Source organism: Phytohabitans rumicis, assembly GCF_011764445.1.
GTDB lineage: Bacteria > Actinomycetota > Actinomycetes > Mycobacteriales > Micromonosporaceae > Phytohabitans > Phytohabitans rumicis.
Genome location: NZ_BLPG01000002.1, coordinates 935,142 through 958,757, shown reverse-complemented (window position 1 = coordinate 958,757; position 23,616 = coordinate 935,142). Strand labels below are relative to the sequence as shown.

Genomic DNA, 23,616 nt, shown 5'->3' with positions numbered 1-23,616 from the left:
GCTCAAATGCAAACCACCGCCCGATGGGGCCGCCAATGCCTTGGGGGAGCAGAGTTGTCTAGTGCATTGCGGGCGCTGCGGCGCCGCATCCTGACCCCGAACACCGCCGAGACCAGGCTGGACGTGCGTGGCTTCCACGAGAAGGACGCAGCCTCCAAAGAAGTCCTGGAGAGGGTCGGCCATACGTTTTTGGCGGGCTTCTCCTATGCCGCGGAAGCGCGCACCACCGACGACGCCGAAATGCGACTCGAACAGATCGCTACGCGCTTTCGGGGATTCGCGTACGAGGGCGCCGCGATGGGCTTCGCCATTCGTGACGCGTTGCCGTTCGGCGGGGGCAACATTGCCAAGTTCCTCGCCGGCCGCGGACAGGCGCACGTCTACATGGTCTACGTCGGCGTCGGCTGGGCGATGGCTCGGCTGCCGCGCATGCTCTGGTCGCGGATCGCACCGGCCGACCCGGTCCTGCGCTGGCTCGCGCTGGACGGCTACGGCTTCCACCAGGCGTACTTCCGCACCCAGCGGTACGTGCACGAGCGGTACCACCACGACCGGTTCCCGTGGCCCGTGGACGGCCCGAGCTGGTACGCCAGCCGGGTGCTGGACCAGGGCGTGGGCCGGGCGATGTGGTTCGTCTGCGGCACCGACCCGGCGCTGCTCGCCAAGACCATCGCGAGGTTCCCGGCGCACCGGTGGCCGGACCTGTACGCCGGCGCCGGCTTGGCGGCCACCTACGCGGGCGGCGCGGACGAGTCCGAGCTGCGGGCCCTGTGGGACGCGGCCGGTGACTGCCGGCCCCAGGTCGCGCAGGGCGCCGCGTTCGGCGCGGCCGCCCGGCTGCGCGCCGGCCTGATGGTGCCGCACAACGAGCTCGCCGCCCAGGTGTTCTGCGGCATGTCCGCCACCGAGGCCGCGGAGCTGAGCGAGCGGAACCGCCCGGACGGGCCGGTCCGCGGCGACGAGCCCGCGTACGAGGTGTGGCGGCGGCGCATCGCCAACGAGTTCGTCTCTATTGGAAGGTGCTAGGACATGGCCCAGAATGTCGGCTGGCTGCGCAGGCAGCTACCCGGGATCATCGCGCTGATCCTGATGGTGTCGCTCTTCCAGGCGGCGCGGCTGCCCACCGCCTCCGCGGCCGGGCTGCAGAGCATGGCGAGCGCGTTCGAGTTCACGCCGCTGTCCATCTCGATGCCGGGCGGCTTCGACCAGCAGACGATCCGCAAGGTGAACAAGGACTACAAGCACATCGACGCCTGGATCTCCTCGGTGGGCGCCGGCGTCGCGATGAACGACCTCGACGGTGACGGGCTGTCCAACGACCTGTGCATCACCGACCCGCGCATCGACCAGGTGGTGGTCACCCCGGTGCCCGGCGCGCGCGAGGACCGGTACGAGCCGTTCGCCGTGGACCTGCGGGCGCTGCCGACGCACACGGCGACCGCCCCGATGGGCTGCGTGCCCAACGACTTCAACGAGGACGGGCGGACCGACCTGCTCGTCTACCTGTGGGGCGTACCCCGATCCTCTACCTGGCGCGGGCCGACGCCACGGCGCTGGCCCCGAACGCGTACCAGGCTGTCGAGCTGGTGCCCGGCGGCACCGGCGCGGACTACACCGGTCCACTGTGGAACACCAACGCGGCCGCGGTCGACGACTTCGACGGCGACGGCCACATGGACATCTACATCGGCAACTACTTCCCGCACGGGCCCGTCCTGGACGACACCAAGGACACCGGTGTCTCGATGAACCGCTCGATGTCCAAGGCGTACAACGGCGGCGAGGACTACCTGTTCCGGTGGACCGGCGCCACGTCGGGCACGCGGCCGACCGCGACGTACGAGATGGTCTCGAACGCCCTGCCGCGCGAGATCTCGAAGGGCTGGGCGCTCGCCGCCGCGGCCAACGACCTCGACGGTGACGGCCTGCCGGAGGTGTACCTGGCCCACGACTTCGGACCGGACCGGCTGCTGTACAACCAGTCGACGCCGGGCCAGTTCAAGTTCGCCGCGGTCAAGGGCGTACGCGAGCCGTTCGTGCCCAAGTCCAAGCGGGTCGGCGCGGACTCGTTCAAGGGCATGGGCGTGGACTTCGGCGACCTCGACGGCGACGGCCTCTACGACATGTACGTCAGCAACATCACCACCACCTTCGGGCTGGAGGAGAGCCACTTCGCGTTCGTCAACACCGCGAACGACGTCGACGACCTGCGCGCGCGGCTCGGCGACGGCAAGGCCCCCTTCGAGGACCGCAGCGCCCCGCTGGGGCTGGCCTGGTCCGGGTGGGGCTGGGACGTGAAGATGGCCGACTTCAACAACAGCGGCGTACTGCAGGTGGCGCAGACCACCGGCTTCGTCAAGGGCGAGGTCAACCGCTGGCCGCAGCTGCAGGAACTGGCCATGACCAACGACGGGCTGCTGGAGCACCCGTACTTCTGGCCGAAGGTGGTCGCCGGCGACGACATCGGGGGTAGCCAGCGCCTGCACTTCTTCGTGAAGGACCCGACCGGGCGCTACTGCGACCTGGCCGAGCCGCTCGGCCTGGCCGTACCGGTGCCGACCCGCGGCATCGCCACCGGCGACGCGGACGGCGACGGCCGCCTGGACTTCGCGGTCGCCCGGCAGTGGGACGCGCCGGTCTACTACCACAATGAGAGCCCGTCGACCGGCGCCTACCTGGGCCTGCGCCTGATCCACCCGGCCGCACCGGCGACCGGCGACGAGGGCACGCCGCCGGCATCGGGTACCACGCCGGCGCTGGCCCCGACGGTTGGCGCGTTGCCGGCACCCGGCTCCCCGGTCGTGGGCGCCCAGGTGACGGTGACCACGCAGGACGGTCGCAAGCTCCTCGGCCGAGTGGATGGCGGCAGCGGCCACTCCGGCAAGCGCAGCCAGGAAGTGCACATCGGGCTGGGCCACGACGTCACCGGGCCGGTCCAGGTCCACCTGCAATGGCGGGACCGCACCGGGCAGCTGCACCAAACGGATCTTCGACTGAACCCGGGCTGGCACACGCTCGAGCTCGGCACGCAGGCGCTGGAGAGGTAAACGGACATGGCCGAGAAGACCATCACCCCGCCACGGCACGACCCCAAGGTGACAATGGCGCTGCGCAACTTCGCCATCTCGATCACCGTGTTCAACATCCTCGGCTTCACGATCTTCGGCTTCGAGCAGGCGTGGACCTGGCCGTTCATCGCGATCCTCACCGGGTACACGATCGAGATCGGCCTGGAGATCATCGGTGCCCGGGCCGAGCGGCGGACGCCACGGTTCCGCGGCAACGGCGTACGCGGCATGGTCGAGTTCCTCTACCCGGCGCACATCACGAGCCTCGCGCTCAACATGCTGATCTACGTCAACGACCGCCTGCTGCCGATGATCTTCGGCATCGCCGTCGCCATCGGCGCCAAGTGGGTGCTGCGCGCACCGGTCCGCGGCCGGCTGCGGCACTACATGAACCCGTCGAACTTCGGCATCGCCGTCATCCTGCTGGTCTTCCCGTGGGCCAGCGTCGCGCCGCCGTACCACTTCACGGAGCACGTCGGCGGCCCGGTGGACTGGATCATCCCGGCGGTCATCATCCTCGGCGGCACCATGATCAACGGGATGCTCACCGGCCGGATGTTCCTGATCCTGGGGTGGCTGACCGCGTTCGCGCTCCAGGCGATCATCCGCGGCGTCATCCTGGACACCTCGATCCCGGCCGCGCTGGCGATGATGACCGGCGTCGCGTTCGTCCTGTTCACCAACTACATGGTCACCGACCCGGGCACGAGCCCGTCGCGCCCGGCCGCGCAGATGATATTCGGCGCCAGCGTGGCACTGCTCTACGCCCTCATCACCGGCGCCGGCATCGCGTACGGGATCTTCTTCGCCACCGCGATCGTCTGCCTGATCCGCGGCGGCTTCCACTGGGCCGTCCACTTCGTCAACAAGGCCCGCGAGCAGCGTGAGGCGGCCGCCGCCGTACCGGTCTCTCCGGCGCCGGCCATCGAGGTGCCCACCTCGCCCAATGGCCGCGAGCACAGCGGCAAGGAAGTGGTGACCGCATGACCCGCATCGCCGTCGTCGGCATGGCCTGCCGCTACCCGGACGCCACCTCGCCGAAGGAGCTGTGGGAGAACGCCCTCGCCGGCCGGCGTGCCTTCCGGCGCCTGCCCGATCAGCGGATGCGGCTGGCGGACTACTGGGACGCGGACCCGTCCGCCCCGGACAAGTTCTACGCCCGCAACGCCGCCGTCATCGAGGGGTACCGGTTCGACCGCATCGCCTACAAGATCGCCGGGAGCACGTACCGCTCCACGGACCTGACCCACTGGCTGGCGCTGGACGTCGCGGCGCTGGCGCTGGCCGACGCGGGCTTCCCGATGGCCGAAGGGTTGCCCCGCGAGCGCACCGGCGTGGTCGTCGGCAACACGCTGACCGGCGAGTTTTCCCGCGCCAACCAGCTGCGCCTGCGGTGGCCGTTCGTCCGCCGCATGGTCGCCGCCGCGCTCAAGGAGCAGGACTGGGACGACGACCAGCTCACCACGTTCCTGGACGACTTCGAGGCCACCTTCAAGAGCCCGTTCCCGGAGGTCGACGAGGACACCCTCGCCGGCGGGCTGTCCAACACCATCGCCGGGCGGATCTGCAACCACTTCGACCTCAAGGGCGGCGGGTACACCGTGGACGGTGCCTGCTCGTCGTCGCTGCTGTCGGTGGCCACCGCCTGCAAGACGCTGGTCGACGGCGAACTGGACGTCGCGGTGGCCGGCGGCGTGGACCTGTCCATCGACCCGTTCGAGATCATCGGGTTCGCCAAGACCGGCGCGCTGGCCCGCGGCGAGATGCGGGTGTACGACCGCGGCTCCAACGGCTTCTGGCCGGGCGAGGGCTGCGGGATGGTGGTCCTGATGCGCGAGAAGGAGGCCCGGCAGGCCGGGCACCGCATCTACGCCACCGTCGCCGGCTGGGGCATCTCCTCCGACGGCAAGGGCGGCATCACCCGCCCCGAGGTCAGCGGCTACCAGCTCGCGCTGCGCCGCGCGTACGAGCGGGCCGGCTTCGGCATCGAGACCGTGTCCCTGTTCGAGGGCCACGGCACCGGCACCGCGGTCGGCGACGCCACCGAGCTCAAGGCGCTCTCGCTGGCCCGGCGCGCGGCCGACCCGGACGCCGCGCCGGCCGCGATCAGCTCGATCAAGGCGATGATCGGGCACACCAAGGCGGCCGCCGGCGTGGCCGGCCTCATCAAGGCCGCGATGGCCGTGCACCACCAGGTGCTCCCGCCGGCCGTCGGCTGCGTCGAGCCGCACGAACTGCTCGGCGAGGAGTCGGCGCCGCTGCGGGTGCTGCGCACGGCCGAAGCCTGGCCGTCCGGCGTCCCGGTGCGGGCCGGCGTCACGGCCATGGGGTTCGGCGGCATCAACACGCACATCGTCCTGGAGCGGACCGGGCGGCCGCGCCGGGTGCCCTTCGACACCCGTACCCGCGCGCTGGCAGCCTCGGTGCAGGACGTGGAGCTGCTGGTCGTCGACGGCGTCACCCCGGCGGAGCTGCGCGCGCGGCTGGGCCTGGTGCTCGACTTCGTGCCCAGCCTGGCGTACGCCCAGCTGGGCGACCTGGGCGCCACCCTGCAGCGGGAGCTGCGCGGCGGGCCCTACCGGGCGGCGGTCGTGGTCTCCTCGCCGGAGGACGCCGAGCAGCGGCTGCGCCGCCTGTGCGAGGCGCTGGACGCCGGCGAGACCACGCTGTTCACCTCGGACGGGCGCGGCTTCCTCGGCCACGCCAGCGGCCCCGGCCGGGTCGCGTTCCTCTTCCCCGGGCAGGGGTCCGGCCGCGGCACGAGCGGCGGCGCGCTGCGCCGGCGCTTCGCCGAGGTGGCCGAGGTGTACGCGGCGGCGGCGCTGCCGAACAGCGGCGACATGGTGGCCACCGTGGTGGCCCAGCCGCGCATCGTCACCGGCTCGATGGCCGGCCTGCGCGCACTGTCCATATTGGGCATCGAGGCGACGGTGGCGGTCGGCCACAGCCTCGGCGAGCTCTCGGCGCTGCACTGGGCCGGCGCGCTGGACGAGGACACGCTGCTGCGGATCGCCGCGGTCCGTGGCCGCACCATGGCCGAGCACAGCTCGTCCGGCACGATGGCCGGGATCAGCGAGTCCCCGGACGCCGTACGCCCGCTGCTGGACGGCCTCCCGGTCGTGATCGGCGGCTTCAACGGTCCACACCAGACGGTTGTCGCCGGCGCCGTCGCGGACGTCGAGGAGGTGGGCCGCCGCGCCGCGCTCGCCGGGATCGCCTGGCGGATCCTGCCGGTCTCGCACGCCTTCCACTCGCCGCTGGTCGCGCCGGCCGCGGATGTCTTCGCCGGCCGGCTGGCCGACGAACGGATCGGCCCGGTCGGCGGCCGGGTCGTCTCGACCGTCACCGGCGAGCCGCTGGCGCCGGACACCGACGTGCCCGCACTGCTGCGCCGCCAGATCACCGACCCGGTGCTCTTCACCCAGGCGGTGACGCTGGCGGCCAAGGACATCGACCTGTTCGTCGAGGTCGGTCCGGGTCGGGTGCTCAGCGGGCTGGCGGCCGACGCCGCCGACGTACCGGCCGTGGCGCTGGACACGGACAGCGAGTCGCTCGCCGGCCTGCTCGGCGTGGTGGCCGCGGCGTACGTGGTGGGCGCGGCACCGGTCCACGTCGGACTCTTCCACGGCCGGCTGATCCGCCCGCTCAAGGTCGGTGCGGAGTTCACCTTCTTCGCCAACCCGTGCGAGGCGGCGCCGCCGATGGACCTGCACGGCGCCCGCCGGGCCCCGGCCAACCCGCCACCGGCGTCGCCGGTAGAGTCCGGTCGGCCCGGCGAGTCCACTCTGGACACCCTGCGGCGGCTGGCCGCGGAGCGCGCGGAGCTGCCGCTGGACATGGTCCGCGAGGACAGCCGGCTGCTCGACGACCTGCACCTGAGCTCCATCACCGTCGGGCAGCTGGTCAACCAGCTCGCCCAGCACGTCGGCCTGTCCGCGCCCCAGGCGCCGACGAACTTCGCGACCGCGACGGTGCGCGAGCTGGCCGACACGATGGCCGAGCTGGCGCAGACCGCGCCGGCTGGGGACGGCCCGCCGGCCGCGTTCGTCGCCGGCGCCGCGCCCTGGGCCCGGGCGTTCCGGGTCGACCTGGACGAGTCCGCGCCGCCCCGGCGCGGCGAGCCCGAGGCCGGCGGGGCGTGGCAGGTGTACGCGCCGGGCGAGAGCCCGCTCGCGCAACCGCTGCGGCACGCCCTGGAACGCGCCGGCGTGGGCGCCGGTGTGCTGGTGTGCCTGCCGGAGAACTGCGCCGAGGAGCACCTGGCGCCGGTGCTGCGGGTCGCCCAGGAGGCGACGACCGCGCCGGCCGGGACCCGGTTCGTGCTCGTCCAGCCGCCCGGCCGCGGCGCGGCGGGGTTGGTGAAGACGCTCCGGCTGGAGGCGCCGCACATCCGCACCACGATCGTGCACACCGCACCGACCCCGGCCGCGGTCGACCGGGTCGTGGCCGAGGTGGCCGGCACCGTCACGTTCACCGAGGCGTACTACGACGGCGCCGGGGTGCGCCGCGTGCCCACCCTGCGCCCGATGCCGGTGCACCCGGCCCGTACCGCCCCGCCCCTGGACGGCACGGACGTGCTGCTGGTCACCGGCGGCGGCAAGGGCATCACGGCGGAGTGCGCGCTCGCCCTGGCCACCGACACCGGGGCGCGGCTGGCCGTGCTCGGCCGCTCCGACCCGGTCGGCGACGCCGAGCTGGCGGCGAACCTGAGCCGGATGGCGGCCGCCGGCGTACCGGTGCACTACGCCCGCGCCGACGTGACCGACGCTGCCCAGGTACGCCGCGCGGTCGCCGAGGTGACGGAGGCGCTCGGGCCGGTCACCGCCGTCCTGCACGGCGCCGGACGCAACGAGCCCGCCGCACTGTCCAACCTGGACGCCGCCGCGTTCCGCCGCACCTTCGCGCCGAAGGTCGACGGGCTGCGGGCCGTCCTCGACGCGGTGGACCGCGACCGGCTGCGGCTGCTGGTGACGTTCGGCAGCATCATCGGCCGGGCGGGGCTGCGCGGTGAGGCGCACTACGCCACCGCCAACGAGTGGCTCGCCGGCCTCACCGGCGAGTTCGCCGACGCGTACCCCGGATGCCGTGCCCTGTGCCTGGAGTGGTCCGTGTGGTCCGGCGTCGGGATGGGGGAGCGGCTGTCCGTTGTGGAGGGTCTGTACCGGGACGGCATCACCCCGATCACGCCGGACGACGGCGTACGGCTGATGCGGCGCCTGCTGTCCGACCCGGACGCGCCCGGCGTGGTCGTGGTGAGCGGCCGCACGGACGGCGTGGACACCGTCCGGCGGGAGGTCCCCGACCTGCCGCTCCTGCGGTTCCTGGACCGCCCGCTGGTGCGCTACCACGGCGTCGAACTGGTGACCGAGGTCGACCTGGACCCCGCCACCGACCTGTACCTGGGCGACCACCTGCTGGACGGCAACCTGCTCTTCCCGGCCGTCTTCGGCATGGAGGCCATGGCGCAGGTCGCGACCGCCGTCACCGGGCGGGACACCGTGCCGGTGCTGGAACAGGTCGAGTTCCCGCGGCCCATCGTGGTGCCGCCGGACGGCAGCACCACGATCCGGATCGCCGCGACCGTCGTCGACGACGACACCGTGGCGGTGGCCATCCGCAGCGCGGAGACCGACTTCTCCGCCGACCACTTCCACGCTCGGCTGCGCTTCACCGGCGCCGCCGTGCCGGACGGCCCGCCGGGGCAGACCCCCGAAGGGCTGCCGGCGGTGCCGCTGGACCCGGACCGCGAGCTGTACGGCGACACGCTCTTCCAGGGTGGGCGCTTCCACCGGCTGCGGCGCTACCACCGGGCCGCCGCCCGGCACGTCGACGCCGACCTGGCGGTCAAGCCGGCCGTGGACTGGTTCGCGCTGTTCCTGCCCGGCGAGCGGCTGCTGGCCGACCCCGGGATGCGGGACGCGCTCATGCACGGCAACCAGGTCTGCGTGCCGCACGCGACGCTGCTGCCGGCCGGCATCGAGCGGGTCCACCCGGCCGGCCGGGCCGTGGACGGCGCCGCCGAGGTGCGCTTCTGCGCCACCGAACGCAGCCGCGACGGCGACACGTACGTCTACGACATCGCGGTGCGGGACCAGGACGGCACCGTCGTCGAACGCTGGGACGGCCTGCGGCTGCACGCCGTCCGCAAGAAGGACGGCCGGGGACCGTGGGTGGCGCCGCTGCTCGGTCCGTACCTGGAAAGGGCCCTCGAAGACGTGATCGGCGCCCGGATCGCGGTCGCGGTCGAGCCGGACCAGGACGCCCGGGACCGCAGCCGGACCGCGACGGCGGCCGGCCGGGCACTCGGCGCCCCGACCGAGGTGCGGTACCGGCCGGACGGGCGGCCGGAGGTCGCCGGCGACCGGGCGATCTCCGTCTCGCACGGCGCGGGCGTGACCCTGTGCGCCGCCGCCGCGGGGACCGTCGCCTGCGACATCGAACCGGTGACCGAACGGGAACCGGCGGTCTGGCGGGGCCTGCTCGGCCAGCACGCCAGCCTGGCCGAACTCGCCGCGCGGGAGCTGGGCGAGGCCCTGGACACCGCCGGCACCCGGATCTGGGCGGCCGTCGAATGCCTCGGCAAGGCCGGCCTGCCGGCGCACGCCCCGCTCACCGTGACCGGGGTACGCCGGGACGGGTGGCTGGTCCTCGCGTCCGGCACCCTGCGGATCGCCACGCTCGCCACCCGACTGCACGGGGTGCCGGAACCGGTCGTGGTGGCCTTGCTGACGGACGGGTGGTCGTAGCGATGGACAAGTACTTCGAGTACCTGCACACCGTCGGGTTCGAGGAGACGAACCTCGTGGGGAACGTCTACTACGTCAACTACCTGCGCTGGCAGGGCCGGTGCCGGGAGATGTTCCTCAAGCAGCGGGCCCCGGACGTGCTGGCGGACGTGCAGGCCGACCTCAAGCTGTTCACGCTGAAGGTCGACTGCGAGTTCTTCGCGGAGATCACCGCCTTCGACGAGATCGCCATCCGGATGCGGCTGCTCGACCTGGCGCACACCCAACTCGAGTTCGGTTTCGACTACGTACGGCTGGACCCGGACGGCACCGAGACCCAGGTCGCCCGGGGCCGGCAGCGGGTGGCCTGCATGCGCGGGCCGAACGGCCGTACCACGCCGGCCCGGGTGCCGGAGTCGCTGTCCCGGGCGCTCGAACCGTACCTGCCGGCGAGGAGCTAGCGATGACGCTGGAGGCCAGTGAAACCGTCGACGTCCAGTCGCTGCGCACCTGCTTCGGTGCGTTCGCGACGGGCGTGACGGTGGTGACCGTCGGCGGCGGCACGCCCCACGCGATGACCGCCAACTCGTTCACCTCGGTGTCGCTGCACCCGCCGCTGCTACTGATCTGCGTCGACCGCGAGGCGGTCATGCACGAGTGCATCGGCGGCGCGAAGACGTTCGGGGTGTCCGTGCTCGGCGCCCACCAGGAGGACGTCGCCCGGCACTTCGCCGACCGGCGGCGGCCGCTGGGCGCGGCCCAGTTCGACAGCGTGGACTGGATGCCCGGACCGGTGACCGGCACACCGCTGATCACCGGCGCGGTCGCGCACTTCGAGTGCGCCAAATGGCGCACATACGACGGCGGCGACCACATCATCGTCCTTGGTAGCGTGCTGTCCGTCGACCAGCCGGACACCGCCGACGCGCTGCTGTTCGTGCGGGGCCGGTTCGCCCGGACCTCGCCGGACGCCCGCCGCCCGACGTCAGCGAGGTGACCCGCCCATGTCTCTGAACGTTCCCGTCCGGGTGCCGCCCGGCCCGCCCGCCCGTTCCGCGCCCCGCCTGCTGTGGAAGCTGAACAAGGACCGGCTCGGGCTGATGACCGCGGCGGCCGCGGAGTACGGCGACGCCGTGCGCATCGCGATGGGCCCCAAGGTCCTCTACTTCTTCAACCATCCCGACCACGCCAAGCACGTGCTCGCCGACAACCCCGGCAACTACCACAAGGGAGTCGGCCTCGCCCAGGCCAAACGCGCCCTCGGCGACGGCCTGCTGACCAGCGAGGGCGAGCTGTGGCGCAAGCAGCGCAAGGTGATCCAGCCGGTGTTCCAGCACCGGCGCATCGCCGAACAGGCCGGCGTGATCGCCGAGGAGGCGGCCGGGCTGGTCGCCCGCCTGCGCGCCCACCAGGGCGGCGAGCCGCTCGACGTGGTACGCGAGATGACCGGGCTGACCCTCGGCGTGCTCGGCCGTACGCTGCTGGACACCGACCTGGGCGCGTTCCGTTCGCTGGGCCAGTCCTTCGAGGCGATGCAGGACCAGGCGATGTTCGAGATGGTGTCGATGGGCGCCGTCCCGATGTGGCTGCCGCTGCCGCACCAGCTCCGCTTCCGGCGCGCCCGCCGCCAGTTGCAGCAGATCGTCGACGAGCTGGTCCGCGACCGCGGCCAGCGCCCGGACGGCGACGACGCGCTGTCCCGGCTGATCGCCTCGACCGCGTCGGAGAGCGACCCCGCGGTCGGCCGGCAGCGGATGCGCGACGAGCTGGTCACCCTGCTGCTCGCCGGCCACGAGACCACGGCCAGCACGCTCGGTTGGACGTTCCACATGCTCGACCGGCATCCGGAGGTACGGGAGAAGGTGCGCGCCGAGGCCCAGGAGGTGCTCGGCGACCGGCCGCCGGCGTACGAGGACCTGCACGGGCTGCGGTACACCACGATGGTCGTGGAGGAGGTCATGCGGCTGTACCCGCCGGTGTGGATGCTGTCCCGGCTGGCGCAGGAGGCCGACGAGGTGGGCGGCTACCGCGTGCCGGCCGGCTCCGACGTGCTGATCTGCCCGTTCACGCTGCACCGGCACCCGGACTTCTGGGAGGAGCCGGCCCGGTTCGACCCGGAACGCTTCGACCCGGCCCGCGCCCAGGACGGGCGCCGGCCGCGGTACGCGTACATCCCGTTCGGCGCCGGTCCCCGGTTCTGCGTCGGCAACCACCTCGGCATGATGGAGGCGGTGTTCGTCATCGCCATGGTCGCCCGCGAGCTGCGGCTGACCGGCGTGCCGGACTACGAGGTGGTGCCGGAGCCGATGCTGTCGCTGCGCATCCGCGGCGGCCTGCCGATGACCGTGCACCCCGCCTGATCCCTTCAGCCCGATCACGACCGGTCCACCATCGCGCGTTCCACTCCGGTGATCGGCGGGCTGGCCAGCGGCGGCCGGCGCGGCCCGCGCAGGGTCGCCCACGCCACCCGCGGCCGCAGCAGCCGGCCCGCCGGCGCCGACAGCGTGAACACCTCGATGACCTCGCGCGCGATCTCCGGCCGGTCCAGCGCGGTACGCATCAGCCGGCTCTGGTACCGCCAGAGCAGCCGCTCGGCCCGGGTGGGTGACCGCCCGACGGCCTCCGGGAACCGGATGTCGGTGCCGGTGGCGTGGCCCCACGCGGCGGTCGCGGCGCCGGCCAACCGGTGCTGTACGGCGGCCGCGAGGCCCGGCCCGAGCCCGTGGCGGGCCACCTCGGCGCCGAGGATGGTCGCGCCGAGCGCCGCCACCGTCATGCCGTGCCCGTACACCGGGTTGTACGTCGCGACCGCGTCGCCGCACACCACCAGGCCGTCCGGCCAGCCGGGCAGCCGGTCGAAGTGCCGCCGGCGGTTGGCCGTGCCGTTGGTGACCGCGACCGGCCCCAGCGGCTCGGCGCCGGCGATGAGCTCGGCCACGATCGGGTGCCGCATCCCGGCGGCGAACCGCGCGAACTCCCGCTCGTCCGACGACGGCTGCCCGCCGCGGGTGCCGGAGAGGGTGACCAGCCACCGGCCGTCCTCGATCGGCATGAGCGCGGCGGTCTGCCCGGGCCGGTCCTGCGCGGGATCGGCCTGCACGTTCACCACCGGGAAGTCCCGCGCGGCGGCGGGCGGCGCGCGGAAGATCCGGGTGGCGTACCGCAGCCCCGAGTCCACCACGTCCTCCGCGACCGGCGGGGCGCCGAGCGCGGCCAGCCACCGTGGCGCCCGCGAGCCGCGCCCGGTCGCGTCGACCACCAGCGCGGCGTCGAGTACGCGCGTGGCGCCGGTCTCGTCCCGAACGCGGACGCCGGTGACCGCCCGGGTGTCGCCGCACAGCCCGCTGGCCTCGGTCCGCGCGAGCAGGCGTACCCCGGGCAGTTCGAGCAGCCGCTGCCGGACCACCCAGTCCAGCAGCCCGCGGCTGCAACTGATCACGAACTGCTCGCCCGGCCAGCGCGGCAGCCAGCCCTGCGGCAGCAGCATCACGTACCCGTCGGGTAGGCCGATCCGGTGCGCCCCCGCGGCGAGCCATCGGTCTGTGGTGCCGGGCAGCAGCGCCTCGATCGCCCGTACGCCGCTGGACATGAGCACGTGTGCGTGCCGGCCCTGCGGCAGGCCGCGCCGGGGTGCCGGTCCGGGCTCCAGGCGGTCCCGGTCGACGACCGTCACCGCGCCGATCTCGGGGTGGCGGGCGAGCGCGGCAGCCGCGAGCATGCCGGCCAGCCCGGCGCCGAGGACCACCGCGCCCGTGTGCCCGGTTTGGGGGAGTACAGCCATCACGACCGCCCCGCCCCGGTCGGCAGCTCGTCGCCGAGCTCGCGGGCCAGGCTCAGCAGCCGGCCCAGGCCATGCTCGCGGTACCGGCCCATCCAGGACGCCCGGGCGGTAATGCAGATGACGCCGGCGATCTGGCCGAACCGGCGCAGCGGCGCGGCGAGGGTGTTCCAGCCGGCGACCGGGGACGGGCCGTACGTGTAGCCGGCACCGACGATCGCGCGAGCCTGCACGCTTTCGCGCTGCGGCGCCATGTGGGCCATGATGAGCCGCCCCGGCGCGTCCACGGTGAGCGGTGCGCAGAACACCATGTCCGCGGCCAGCAGCCGTTCCGCGTCGCTGAGCAGCTCGTCCTGCCGCGGCGGGACGTACGCCAGGCAGTACCGCATCGGGGTGTCCAGGATGAGTGGGACATACAGCAGCACCGGCTGTTCGGTGGCCTTCTGCAGCGCGGCCAGGCCGAGCCGGATCCGCCGGGATACCGCCAGCGGCTGGCTCGCCGGGAGCACCGGTTCGGGTGGCGGCGCCGGCGTCGCGGCGCGCGGCTCGGCCGGGCTGGTGAGCAGGTACCGGCCGCGCTGCGCCTTGGACACCCGGCCGGCGCGGATGCCGGCCTGCAGGATGCGGTGCGCGGTCGACGCGCCGAGCTTGGCGTGCGCGGCCACGTCCTGGAGCCGGTGCGGCCCGGGACCGAGCGACGCCAGCGCGTCGAGTAGTTCGAAGACCCGGTCACTGGAGGTGCGTTCAACATGCAGGTCGATCGTCACGCCGACGGTCTCCTCACGGTGTGCGCAGGTACTGTGCGGTGTCAGAACATGCCGTTCGGCACTCTGGATGCCGCGGGTACCGGCTGCTCCACGTCCCAATGCTCGACGAGCTTGCCGTCCTCCAGGCGCCAGAGGTCGACGACGGCGAGGCCCGGCCCGTCGTCGTCGCGCAGCGTCATGTGGTGGTGCACCGCCACGAAGTCGCCGTCTGCGATGATCCGCTTGATGTCGCAGGTGCCGCCCGCGAACGCCGCCTCCCGCAGGTGGGCCAGGTACGCGTCGCGGCCGGATGGCGCGTCGGGGCTGTGCTGGACGAACTTCTCGTGGATGGCGTCGGCGACGGCGTCCAGCCGCCGGTGTACGAAGAACTGCTCGTAGCAGCCGCGCACGATCTCCTTGTTGCGCTCCGCGTCGGTCATGTCTGTCCTTCCGTTCGATGGGGTGGGTCACCAGGTCACCGGCAGCCGGTGCAGTCCGTGGAAGTCCGTGGCCTCGGTGAAGCTCAGGTCCGCCGTGCCGGCCAGGCGCAGTCCGGGCAGTCGCGTCACCAACCTGGCCAGGGCGACGCGGACGGTCGTACGGGCCAGGAAGTGCCCGACGCACTGGTGCGGGCCGAAGCCGAACGCGAGGTGGTGCCGGGCGTCCGCGCGGGCCAGGTCGAGCCGGTCGGGGCCGGCGAAGCGCCGGGCGTCCCGGTTGGCCGCCAGCACGCTGAGCACCACGCCGTCGCCGGCGCGTACCAGCCGGTCGCCGACCGCGATGTCCGCCGTCGCCACCCGGGCCAGCCCGAGCTGCACGATGGTGAGGTACCGCAGCAGCTCCTCGGTGGCGTTGGCGCGCAGTTGCGGTTCGCCCCGGAACCGGTCCGCCCACGCCGGCTCGCGCAGCAGCGCCAGCGCGCCCAGCGAGATCATGTTGGCCGACGTGTGGTGCCCGGCGCCGAGCACCAGCGCCAGGTTGTGCACCGCCTCCGGTTCGCTCAGCTCGCCGGCGCGTACATGCCGGGTGGCGATCCGGCTGGCCAGGTCCGCGCGCGGGTGGCGCAGCCGCTCGCGTACCAGGTCGGCCACCAGCTCGATGATCGCCGCGCCGGCGGCGGCCTTCTGCGCGCCGGTGCTGGCGCCGTCGGTGAGCACGTGGGTGCTGCGCTCGAAGAGTTCGTGCGCCTCGTAGCCCAGGCCCAGCACCTCGCAGATGATCCGCGAGGCGACCGGCAGCGCGAACCGGGAAACAAGGTCGGCCGCGGCCGACCCCGGGGCCGGGCCGGCGGGCTCGTTTCGGCCCTCAGCGAGGTCGTCGAGGCAGGCGTCCACGATGGCGGTCATGCGCGGCTCGAACCGGGCCACCGCGGGCACGGCGAACGCGTCGGCGAACATCCGGCGCAGCCGCCGGTGCGCGGGCCCGTCCAGGCCGATGAAGGTGCGGTTGAGCGGCGGCACCTCGACGGCCGCACCGAACCTCGGGTAGCCGGGGCGGGTGGAGTCCGAGGCCAGCGCCGGGTCGCGCAGCAGGCGGCGCACGTCGGCGTACCGGGTCACCAGCCAGGCCGCGGCGCCGCTGGGCAGCACGACCCGGGTGACCGGCTCGGCCTCGCGCCACCGCGCGTACTGCTCTGGCGGCTCGTACGGGCACGACCGGTCGGCCGGGTAGCGGTTCATCGCGCGGCCTGCCCGGCGTGCGTACCGGCCGCTTCCAGCGCCCGCGCCGCGCGCAGCAGGCGCAGGTCGCTCATCGGCGGGCCGGTCAGTTGCAGCCCGACCGGGTGGCCCGCGGCGGTCCGGCCCACCGGCACGGTGATCGCCGGGCAGCCGGCCATCGGCGCGAGCGTCGTCAGCGGCCACACCGCCGCGATCCGGGACAGCTGCGGCTCGTCCGGGTACGGGCCGGCGCCGTCCGGCACCGGCCAGGGCGGCACCCCGAACGCCGGCGTGACCAGCACGTCGTACCGGTCGAAGAACCGGACCACGGCGTGCCGGAAGCGTTCCCGCGTGCTCCGGGCGGCGTCGAGCAGGTCCGGCGGGATCCGCCGCCCGGCGGCGACCTCGGCGCGCAGCGCCGGGCCGATGGCGTCCCCGTGCCGGTCGACGCGGTCGCCGTGCAGGACCGCCGCGCGGTGGCCGAGCAGCGTCACGGCGGCCTCGTGGACGGTTCGCAATTCGGGTACGTCCAGCGCCGGCACCGCCTCCTCGACCGCGCAGCCGAGCCCTCCAGCAGCGCGGCGGCCCGCGCGCAGGACTGCCGGATCTCGCTGTCGACCGGGACCGTGCCGCCGAGGTCGAGGCTGACCGCGGCGAGCCGGCGCGGGAACGGGCCGCCCGGCCGGTCCGGTGGCGGCTGGCCGACCATGGCGGCGAAGAACAGCGCGGCGTCGGCGACGTCGCGGGCGAGCGGGCCGTGTACCTCGAAGCCGGCCGGGTCGGGGTGGCCGGCGGGTACCAGTCCGGGCGTGGGGCGCAGGCCGACGGCGCCGCAGAAGGCGGCCGGGATGCGGATCGACCCGGCGGTGTCGGTGCCGTGCGCGCACCACGCCTGGCCGGCGGCCACGGACGCGGCGGCGCCGCCGCTGGAGGCGCCGCAGGACAGCGACGGATCGAGCGGGTTCGCGGTCCGGCCGGCGACCGGGCTGACGGTGTCCGCGCCGGAGCAGAACTCCGGCAGGTTCGTCTTGCCCACCACGATCGCGCCGCGCCGTTCGATCCGGGCCACCAGCGGGTCGGTCCGGCCGGCGGGCTGCCGACGCACCGGCGAGCCGAACGTGGTCGGCAGGCCGGCGACGTCCACGACGTCCTTGACGGTCACCGGCAGCCCGGCGAGCCAGGCCGGGTGGTCCGCCGCCGCGCTCCGGGCGGCCGGTAGCCGGCGGGCCCGGTCCCGGGCCCGGTCCAGGCACCGCGCGACGAGGGCGTGCACCGTGGGCTCCGTCTCGGCGATCCGGTCCGCTGCGGCGTCGACGAGTTCGAGCGGGCTCACCTCGCCGCGCCGCAGCGCCCGGACCGCCTGCACCGCGCTGCGCCGCAGGACGCTATCCATGTGTCTCGCCCGCCAGCCGCCATTCCGCCCGCGCGGCCTGCCGGTCGAACTGCCGTACGTCGGTCTGGAACCCGCCGGCCGTGCGCCGTACCAGCACCTCGCCGGGGTGGTCCAGCTCGACGAACCGGTGGAACCGCACGCCCATGGCCAGCGGCGCGAAGCCCGGGTCGCCGGACTCGGCCACCACCGCCTGCCGCATCGCCTCGATGAGCAGCATGCCGGGGGTGTGGTCGGTCGGGTTGTCGAAGAAGTTCGGGTGGCCGGTGTCGATGCGCAGGCGGTACGCGCCGGCCCGGTCGCCGGGCGCGATGACGACGTCGCGGCCGGACGCCTTGCCCGCGGTACGCGCCGGCACGCCCGCGCCCGGCCGGCCGCCGAGGTCCACGCTGTCCGGGTCGCGCCCGCGTACCTTCAGGTAGCGGTCGGCGGGCGGGATGACGGCCAGGCCGCCGCCGGTGCCGACGAGGCTGCCGTCCCGGTACAGGCGGCACACCATGGACGTCTGCAGGATTGACTGGCCGGTCGGCTCCTGGCGGCCGGACTCGATGGTCGCCACCACCTCGGTCGGCGCGTCGGTGACCTTGAGCCCGGCGGGGTCCGCCTCGAAGTGCGTCGAGCGCAGGATCTGCATCGTGGCCAGCGGCACGTCGTCCACCACGTGGGCGAGCAGCAGCGCCGCCTGGCGGAACGTCTCCAGCACCAGCAGCGGGTCGTGCCGTTCCTCGTCCAGCAGCCGGTAGTAGCCGCCCAGCCGGGGCCACACCGCGCCCGCGGTGAGCCGGTTGCCCTCCTTCACCCAGCTGGTGATCAGCACGGTGGTCGCGTCGCCCCGGTCGACGAGCGCGCGCGGCACGGTCTGGTCGAAGGTGATCCCGGTCGGGTTCATGCGGTCTCCTTGGTGGCGTGCGGGCGGGAGGGGAAGGCCGACACCGGTGGCGGCGGGAGCGGTTCGAGCCCGGCCGTGCCGGCGGCCACCGCGAACGCGTCGCCGGTCCACCACAGGCAGGCCGCTCCCCGGGGCGGCAGCTCGACGCACACCTGCCGGCCGCGCACCGTGCGGCGGACCGTGTGGTGCTCGGCGGCCAGGTTGAAGGCGAACACCGCGGCCGGCTCGCCCGCCGCGTCGGCGTGGACGAGCACCACCGCCGGATCGGTGGCCGGGTGGGCGTACCGCGGCGCCGGCAGCAGGCGCGCCAGCGCGTCGGCCGGCATGGCGCCGCCGGCGGGCAGCGGCACGACCGTCCCGCCGCTGCGGCGGTGCGCGTCGAGCCGGGCGGCGAGCCGCGCGCCCGGCCCGTCCGGGCCGAAGACGACGAGCCACGGCATCTGGGTCCGACGCGAGCGCAGCGAGCCATCTGGCACCGCCTCGGCGGTCGCCGCCTCGGTCAGCACCTCGATCTGGAACTGGTGGCGCTCCATCAGCTCCAGCGCGGTGCGCACGGCGGCGGGCACGGCGGCCTCCGCCGGCCGCTCGCCGTCCGGCCACGCCTCGGCCAGGGCCACAGACTCGGGTACGACCAGCGCCGCGTCGGCCAGGAAGTGACCGCCCAGCCGGCCGGGCGCGGTCCGGACGAGGTCCCGCAGGGCGTGCAGCGCTGCGAGGTTGGCGCCAGCGCCGCCGTCCTCCCGCAGCGGCGCCCCCGGGCAGTACGGCGGCGCGAAGTCCTGCGGGTCCGCGCCGTCCGCCCGTACCCCTTCGGGGTCGAGGTCGACCAGCGGCCCCCAGTGCTCGGTCGCGCAGGCGGTGTAGACGCTGCAACTGCGCGAGCCGAGCGCCAGCGCCAGCAGCGCGTGGAACAGCGCGTTGGCGGGCTGCCCGAACGCCGGATCGGTCCAGGTGAAGCCCCAGTTCTCCTCGACGTTGTCGGACCGGCGGGCGCGGACGCCGAACCAGTGCGCGCCGAACGCGGTCCGGGACCGGGCCGCGTTGCCGACCCAGGCCGTGTAGCCCTCGGCCAGCCCGGTCTCGGCGAGCCGGCCGGTGCGCAGCAGCCACGAGGCGCCGGACTCGGGCGGCCCGGCCAGCGCCGGCAGCGGCAGGTTGACCGTGGCCACCCGCCGGACCTCCGGCACCAGGCCGGCGGCCAGCGCCAGGTACTGGTCGCGCAGGACCGCGCCGCTGTGCTCGGCCCAGGCCGCCTTGAGGCCGGCCGGCCAGTCCGCCGCCGGCCCGGCCGGCATGGTGCCCGCGAGCGGCGACCCGGCGGCGGCCAGCCGGGCCTCGAACGCCTCGACGGCGGGCGCGGCGAAGTCGTGCGCGGCGGCCGGCCGGTTGCCGTCGCTGTAGATGCCCTCGTTGCCGAGCTGGACGGCGACGACCGGGCCGTGCGGGGCGAGGGCCCGCCGCAGCACCAACTCCTGGACCGCCGCCAGCCAGTGGCCGACCTCCGCCCGGTACCGCGCGTCGAAGAGGCTGGGCAGCGGCAACCCCTGCGACATGACCGGCTTGCCCCACGCGTCGAGCACGGCGGCGTACCGCCCGTCGACGCCGGGGCTCACCCGGTCCGGCAGGCCGCCGAGCTGCACCTCCGCGTGGATGAACGGGCCGGGCTTCAGCATCACTCGCAGCCCTTCGGCGGCGGCCAGGTCCAGCAGGCGCGGCAGGTCGCGCTGCCCGTCGCGGGCGCCGGTGAAGTCGTACCGCCGGGGGGCGATCTCGTGGAAGCGCCACGGCACGTAGCAGGTGACCACGTCGACGCCGGCCTGGGCGAGGGCGGCCAGGTTCGGGCCCCACCGGTCGGGGGCGGCGCGGTAGTACGGGTACTCGCCGTACACGATCGGCCTCGTGAAGCCGTACGGGAAAGTGTTAATCAGGCGGCCACCGCTCATTGGGTCACCTCGGCTAGCTGGATGACGACCTTGAGGCCGGCGTACCCGGTGGTCAGGCCGAGGGCGTCGAGCGCGCGGGGGAAGTCGTCGATCGGCACGTGGTGGGTGACGATGCCCTCCAGCGGCAGGCGCTGGGCCAGCTCGATGGCGCGCGGGAAGATCAGGCCGTTGTAGTCGCCGGCGCCTACGATGGACAGTCCACGTTGGAGCAGCTCCAGGGGGCGCAGCTCGCCGCGCGCGTTGCCGTCGAAGCCCATCACGACGACGCGCCCCATCGGCTGAGCCAGCGCGCAGGCCCGCTCCAGCAGCGAGCCGACGGTGTCCACGACCACCGAGGCGGTCGGTCCGTCGACCGCGTCCGGCTCGCACAGCCGTACGGCGCAGCCCGGGACGCCGGCGAAGTACCGCGCCGCGATGGACCGGCGGAACGGGTCCCGCTCCACCAGCCGGACCTTGCTGGCGAGGTGGTCCGCGACCAGCGCGGTCAGCACGCCGATCGGGCCGCCGCCGAGCACCAGCACGTCGTCCGCCGGCCGCAGCCGCGCCGCCTCCAGGTTGTTGAGTACGCAGGCGAGCGGCTCGATCAGCACGGCCCGGTCGTCGGGCAGCCCGTCCGGGACCGGGTGCAGGAAGCGCTCGTCCAGCGCCAGGTACGGCGCGAACGCCCCGTCCCGGTCGATGCCCAGCTCGTTGCCCTCCTTGTGGAGGCAGAAGTTGAGCGCGCCGCGCCGGCAGCGCGCACACAGTCCACAGTAGAACGTCGGGTCGACGACGACCCGGTCGCCGGGCTTGAGGGTGGTCACGCCGGTGCCGATCTCGGCGACCTCGCCGATCGCCTCGTGGCCCATGACCACGCCCGGCCGGGCCGGAAACTTGCCCAGCAGCACGCCGCGGTCGGTGCCGCACACGCCGGTCTGCGCGACGCGTACCAGGACGTCGGTCGGGGCGGCGCAGACCGGGCGGGGCCGGTCCACGAGGCGCAGCGACCGGTCGTCCTGCAACACGAGTGCCTTCACGATGTTCCTCCGGTCGTCGGCTGGGCCGTTGCGTCCCAGCGGATGGTGCGCAGCAGGGCGCGGTGCAGTTGGGGCGTGGACGCCGCGACGCAGGACCGCTGGCTGGCGGGGTCGACGGCGAGCAGCGGCATGGCGTCCAGCGGCTCGCCGTACGCGTCGGTGATGGTGATCCCGGCCCGGCGGGCCAGGTACACGCTCGCGGCGATGTCGTATCCGAACAGGTGCAGGATGTTGCCGCGGCCGGCGCGCCGGAACGCCGGCTCGGTCCAGGGATGGTCGCGCAGCAGCCGGTTTCCGATGTCGACGAACGCGTCGAGCTGGCCGGTGAGGATCCGGGTGATGGAGTACGAGGCGCTGTTGAACACGAACACGCCGCCGGTGTTCGCCGACGCGTCCACCAGGTGCCCGTACGCGCCGTCCATCAGCCGCATCGGGTGCCCGTTGAGCTCCAGCGACCAGAACATCCGGGTCAGGTCGGTGGTGGCGCTGGGCGCCGGCACCGGCCACGCGTACCCGGACGACGCGATCGCCGGCCGGCTGTCGTCGGCGTAGAGCCACGCGCCGCTCTTGAGCTCCAGCACGTGCGCCGCGCAGACCTCGCCGAGCGTGGGCCGGCCGTCGCCCATCGGCGCGGCGGCGATCGACACGGTGGCCATCTCCAGCCCGGCGGACGCCGGTCGGGTGCCGTCGATCGGGTCGATGACGAGGACGTGCTCCGGCTTCGCGCCGGTGCAGCGCAGGCCCTCGTCCTCGGTGTAGACCGCGACCGGGACCGGCGCGTGCCGCCACAGGTGGTCCCACACCGCGCGCTCGGCGACCTTGTCGATGTCGAACTGCGCGTCGCCGCCGGGCGCGTCGCCGTGCACCCGCCGCCCGCCGGGGCGCGTGCCGTGCGCGCCCAGGGCCTGGCGTACCGCCCGCGCGGTGCTCAGGATCAGCGATCTCATGCGGCCACCTCGCGTAGCAGGGCGTCGAGCCGGTCGCAGATGTCGTCGGCCTGGCTGTGGGTGAGGATGAGCGGCGGCCGGATCTTCAGGACGTTCCCGTAGCCGTACCGGGACGTACGCAGCACCAGGCCGTGCGCCATGCCGCGGCGCGCGATCTCGTTGGTGAGCGCCACCGCGGGCGCGCCGTCCGGCTCCACCAGCTCCACGCCGATCATCAGGCCCACGCCGCGGACGTCGCCGATGGCGCGGTGCCGCCCGCGCAGGTCGCCCAGCCGGGCGAGGATGTGCGCGCCGGTCGCGCGGACGTTCGCCAGGAACGCGGGCTCGGCGACGATGTCCAGCGTGGCGACCGCCGCCGCGGCCGCGAGGGAGTTCCCGCCGTACGTGAACGAGTGGTGGTGCGCGGGCAGCCCGGCGAGCCGGTCGTTGGTGAGGATGGCGGCGACCTGCGCGCCGCTGCCGCCAAGTCCCTTGCCGAGGGTGATGGCGTCCGGTTCGACGCCGAAGTGCTGGGCGGCGAACATCTGGCCGGTGCGCCCGATCCCGGTCTGCACCTCGTCCAGGATCAGCACGATGTCGTGCTCGTCGCAGAACCGCCGCAGCCGGGGCAGGTAGCCGTCCGGGGCGACGATGTTGCCGCCGTTGCCGGAGATCGGCTCCACGATCATCGCCGCGACCTGGCCGCCGCTGGCGTACTCCAGGAAGTCGTCGATGCGTTCCACGCACATGAGGCCGCAGGTCTGGCGCTGCTGGCCGTAGAAGCAGCGGAAGCAGTACGGGTCCGGCACCTGCAGCGAGCCGGGGTACGGCATCGGGAACGGGGCCTTGCGGAACGCGTTGCCGGAGTAGGACGCCATCATCATGGTCTGGCCGTGGTGGCTGCGGAACAGCGAGACGACCTCGCGCCGCCCGGTGGCGAACTGGGCCATCTTGATCGCGCCCTCGTTGGCCTCCGACCCGCCGCCGACCTTCAGATGGGCCTTGACCAGATTCGCCGGCGATTCTCCAATGAGCCGCGCAACGACCTGGTTGACGGGATCGGTCTGAAATGCCGACGTCGTATGAATAAGCAATTCCGCTTGCTTTTGGATCGCTTTGACAACGGCCGGATGAGAATATCCGAGACTGAGGTTGAATGTGGCCGAGGCGCAGTCTATGTACTGCCTTCCGTGCTCGTCGTACAGGTAAACTCCCTCGCCACGTACCATGCGCTCGGCGCTGACCGGGTAGTAGATCTGGTCATGGATGGATGGCGTCATGAAAACCCCGTTGGTGAGTTCCTGGCGAGCCCGTAGTGATCTACGGCTCCAATCATCTGGAGCGGCCAAACCCAAAGTCAAGCTTCAATTGCTTTCCGTCGCGCTTTCTTGTGTGGCGACAGAATTGTGCGCGTTTTTCCGCCAGGCAGGAAGGAACGCAAAAACCCGCGCGCCGCCAGGGGCGGCGCGCGGGGACG

At 73.7% G+C, this 23,616-nt stretch carries 17 protein-coding genes and 1 pseudogene; 7 read left to right on the top strand and 11 right to left on the bottom strand.

Going from position 1 to position 23,616, the window contains the following annotated elements:
- The first annotated feature begins 6 nt into the window (after positions 1-6).
- The 7 genes and pseudogenes from Prum_RS48055 to Prum_RS48025 all read left to right on the top strand — a co-directional run bounded on the left by Prum_RS48055 (position 7) and on the right by Prum_RS48025 (position 12,153).
- A complete protein-coding gene (locus tag Prum_RS48055; RefSeq protein WP_173086326.1) occupies positions 7-1,026 on the top strand; it encodes a DUF1702 family protein in 1,020 nt (339 codons plus the stop codon).
- A 3-nt stretch (positions 1,027-1,029) separates the two neighbouring features.
- Positions 1,030-3,047 (top strand): annotated as a pseudogene (locus tag Prum_RS48050) (CRTAC1 family protein).
- 6 nt (positions 3,048-3,053) lie between these two features.
- Complete coding sequence (locus Prum_RS48045; protein WP_173086324.1) at positions 3,054-4,055, top strand: RnfABCDGE type electron transport complex subunit D; 1,002 nt, start codon at positions 3,054-3,056, stop codon at positions 4,053-4,055.
- Positions 4,052-9,814 carry a type I polyketide synthase gene (locus tag Prum_RS48040; RefSeq protein ID WP_173086322.1) on the top strand — a complete coding sequence of 1,921 codons (5,763 nt, stop codon included), beginning with the start codon at positions 4,052-4,054 and terminating at the stop codon, positions 9,812-9,814. Before Prum_RS48045 ends, Prum_RS48040 begins: the two co-directional genes overlap by 4 nt.
- Before the next feature lie 2 nt (positions 9,815-9,816).
- Positions 9,817-10,254: an acyl-CoA thioesterase gene (locus Prum_RS48035; RefSeq protein WP_173086320.1), complete on the top strand. Its 438-nt coding sequence runs from the start codon at positions 9,817-9,819 to the stop codon at positions 10,252-10,254.
- A gap of 2 nt (positions 10,255-10,256) precedes the next feature.
- Complete coding sequence (locus Prum_RS48030; RefSeq protein WP_173086318.1) at positions 10,257-10,790, top strand: flavin reductase family protein; 534 nt, start codon at positions 10,257-10,259, stop codon at positions 10,788-10,790.
- A gap of 7 nt (positions 10,791-10,797) precedes the next feature.
- Complete coding sequence (locus tag Prum_RS48025) at positions 10,798-12,153, top strand: cytochrome P450 (RefSeq protein WP_173086316.1); 1,356 nt, start codon at positions 10,798-10,800, stop codon at positions 12,151-12,153.
- Between the two features lie 14 nt (positions 12,154-12,167).
- On the opposite strand, the gene Prum_RS48020 is transcribed toward Prum_RS48025, so the two are convergent.
- From Prum_RS48020 to Prum_RS47970, 11 genes are read right to left on the bottom strand one after another with little or no spacing between them, the layout of a single operon-like run.
- Entirely contained in the window at positions 12,168-13,574 is a 1,407-nt protein-coding gene (locus tag Prum_RS48020) for an NAD(P)/FAD-dependent oxidoreductase (protein ID WP_173086314.1), read from the bottom strand.
- Positions 13,574-14,338, bottom strand: a complete 765-nt coding sequence (locus tag Prum_RS48015) for a helix-turn-helix domain-containing protein (RefSeq protein ID WP_173086312.1) — start codon at positions 14,336-14,338, stop codon at positions 13,574-13,576. The genes Prum_RS48020 and Prum_RS48015 overlap by 1 nt, the downstream gene beginning before the upstream one ends.
- Positions 14,339-14,379: 41 nt before the next feature.
- On the bottom strand, positions 14,380-14,757 hold the full coding sequence (locus Prum_RS48010; RefSeq protein ID WP_173086310.1) for a nuclear transport factor 2 family protein: 378 nt from the start codon (positions 14,755-14,757) through the stop codon (positions 14,380-14,382).
- Positions 14,758-14,784: 27 nt separating this feature from the next.
- On the bottom strand, positions 14,785-15,996 hold the full coding sequence (locus tag Prum_RS48005) for a cytochrome P450 (protein ID WP_173086308.1): 1,212 nt from the start codon (positions 15,994-15,996) through the stop codon (positions 14,785-14,787).
- Complete coding sequence (locus Prum_RS48000; RefSeq protein ID WP_173086306.1) at positions 15,993-16,469, bottom strand: amidase family protein; 477 nt, start codon at positions 16,467-16,469, stop codon at positions 15,993-15,995. Before Prum_RS48000 ends, Prum_RS48005 begins: the two co-directional genes overlap by 4 nt.
- Entirely contained in the window at positions 16,466-17,368 is a 903-nt protein-coding gene (locus Prum_RS47995; protein ID WP_173086304.1) for an amidase, read from the bottom strand. The genes Prum_RS48000 and Prum_RS47995 overlap by 4 nt, the downstream gene beginning before the upstream one ends.
- A complete protein-coding gene (locus tag Prum_RS47990; protein WP_173086302.1) occupies positions 17,361-18,254 on the bottom strand; it encodes a ScbA/BarX family gamma-butyrolactone biosynthesis protein in 894 nt (297 codons plus the stop codon). The genes Prum_RS47995 and Prum_RS47990 overlap by 8 nt, the downstream gene beginning before the upstream one ends.
- Positions 18,251-20,197: a beta-galactosidase gene (locus tag Prum_RS54300; protein ID WP_173086300.1), complete on the bottom strand. Its 1,947-nt coding sequence runs from the start codon at positions 20,195-20,197 to the stop codon at positions 18,251-18,253. Before Prum_RS54300 ends, Prum_RS47990 begins: the two co-directional genes overlap by 4 nt.
- A complete protein-coding gene (locus Prum_RS47980) occupies positions 20,194-21,213 on the bottom strand; it encodes a zinc-dependent alcohol dehydrogenase (protein ID WP_173086298.1) in 1,020 nt (339 codons plus the stop codon). Before Prum_RS47980 ends, Prum_RS54300 begins: the two co-directional genes overlap by 4 nt.
- Positions 21,210-22,160: an inositol monophosphatase family protein gene (locus Prum_RS47975; RefSeq protein WP_173086296.1), complete on the bottom strand. Its 951-nt coding sequence runs from the start codon at positions 22,158-22,160 to the stop codon at positions 21,210-21,212. The genes Prum_RS47980 and Prum_RS47975 overlap by 4 nt, the downstream gene beginning before the upstream one ends.
- Positions 22,157-23,368 (bottom strand): aspartate aminotransferase family protein, encoded by a 1,212-nt coding sequence (locus Prum_RS47970; RefSeq protein ID WP_173086593.1) that lies wholly within the window; start codon positions 23,366-23,368, stop codon positions 22,157-22,159. The genes Prum_RS47975 and Prum_RS47970 overlap by 4 nt, the downstream gene beginning before the upstream one ends.
- Positions 23,369-23,616 lie beyond the last annotated feature (248 nt).

Excerpts from the sequence above, each read along its gene's own strand:
- Prum_RS48055 (WP_173086326.1), top strand. The coding sequence starts at position 7 with ATGCAAACCACCGCCCGATGGGGCCGCCAATGCCTTGGGGGAGCAGAG.
- Prum_RS48045 (WP_173086324.1), top strand. The coding sequence starts at position 3,054 with ATGGCCGAGAAGACCATCACCCCGCCACGGCACGACCCCAAGGTGACA.
- Prum_RS48040 (WP_173086322.1), top strand. The coding sequence starts at position 4,052 with ATGACCCGCATCGCCGTCGTCGGCATGGCCTGCCGCTACCCGGACGCC.
- Prum_RS48035 (WP_173086320.1), top strand. The coding sequence starts at position 9,817 with ATGGACAAGTACTTCGAGTACCTGCACACCGTCGGGTTCGAGGAGACG.
- Prum_RS48030 (WP_173086318.1), top strand. The coding sequence starts at position 10,257 with ATGACGCTGGAGGCCAGTGAAACCGTCGACGTCCAGTCGCTGCGCACC.
- Prum_RS48025 (WP_173086316.1), top strand. The coding sequence starts at position 10,798 with ATGTCTCTGAACGTTCCCGTCCGGGTGCCGCCCGGCCCGCCCGCCCGT.
- Prum_RS48020 (WP_173086314.1), bottom strand. The coding sequence starts at position 13,574 with ATGGCTGTACTCCCCCAAACCGGGCACACGGGCGCGGTGGTCCTCGGC.
- Prum_RS48010 (WP_173086310.1), bottom strand. The coding sequence starts at position 14,757 with ATGACCGACGCGGAGCGCAACAAGGAGATCGTGCGCGGCTGCTACGAG.
- Prum_RS48005 (WP_173086308.1), bottom strand. The coding sequence starts at position 15,996 with ATGAACCGCTACCCGGCCGACCGGTCGTGCCCGTACGAGCCGCCAGAG.
- Prum_RS47995 (WP_173086304.1), bottom strand. The coding sequence starts at position 17,368 with ATGGATAGCGTCCTGCGGCGCAGCGCGGTGCAGGCGGTCCGGGCGCTG.
- Prum_RS47990 (WP_173086302.1), bottom strand. The coding sequence starts at position 18,254 with ATGAACCCGACCGGGATCACCTTCGACCAGACCGTGCCGCGCGCGCTC.
- Prum_RS54300 (WP_173086300.1), bottom strand. The coding sequence starts at position 20,197 with ATGAGCGGTGGCCGCCTGATTAACACTTTCCCGTACGGCTTCACGAGG.
- Prum_RS47975 (WP_173086296.1), bottom strand. The coding sequence starts at position 22,160 with ATGAGATCGCTGATCCTGAGCACCGCGCGGGCGGTACGCCAGGCCCTG.
- Prum_RS47970 (WP_173086593.1), bottom strand. The coding sequence starts at position 23,368 with ATGGTACGTGGCGAGGGAGTTTACCTGTACGACGAGCACGGAAGGCAG.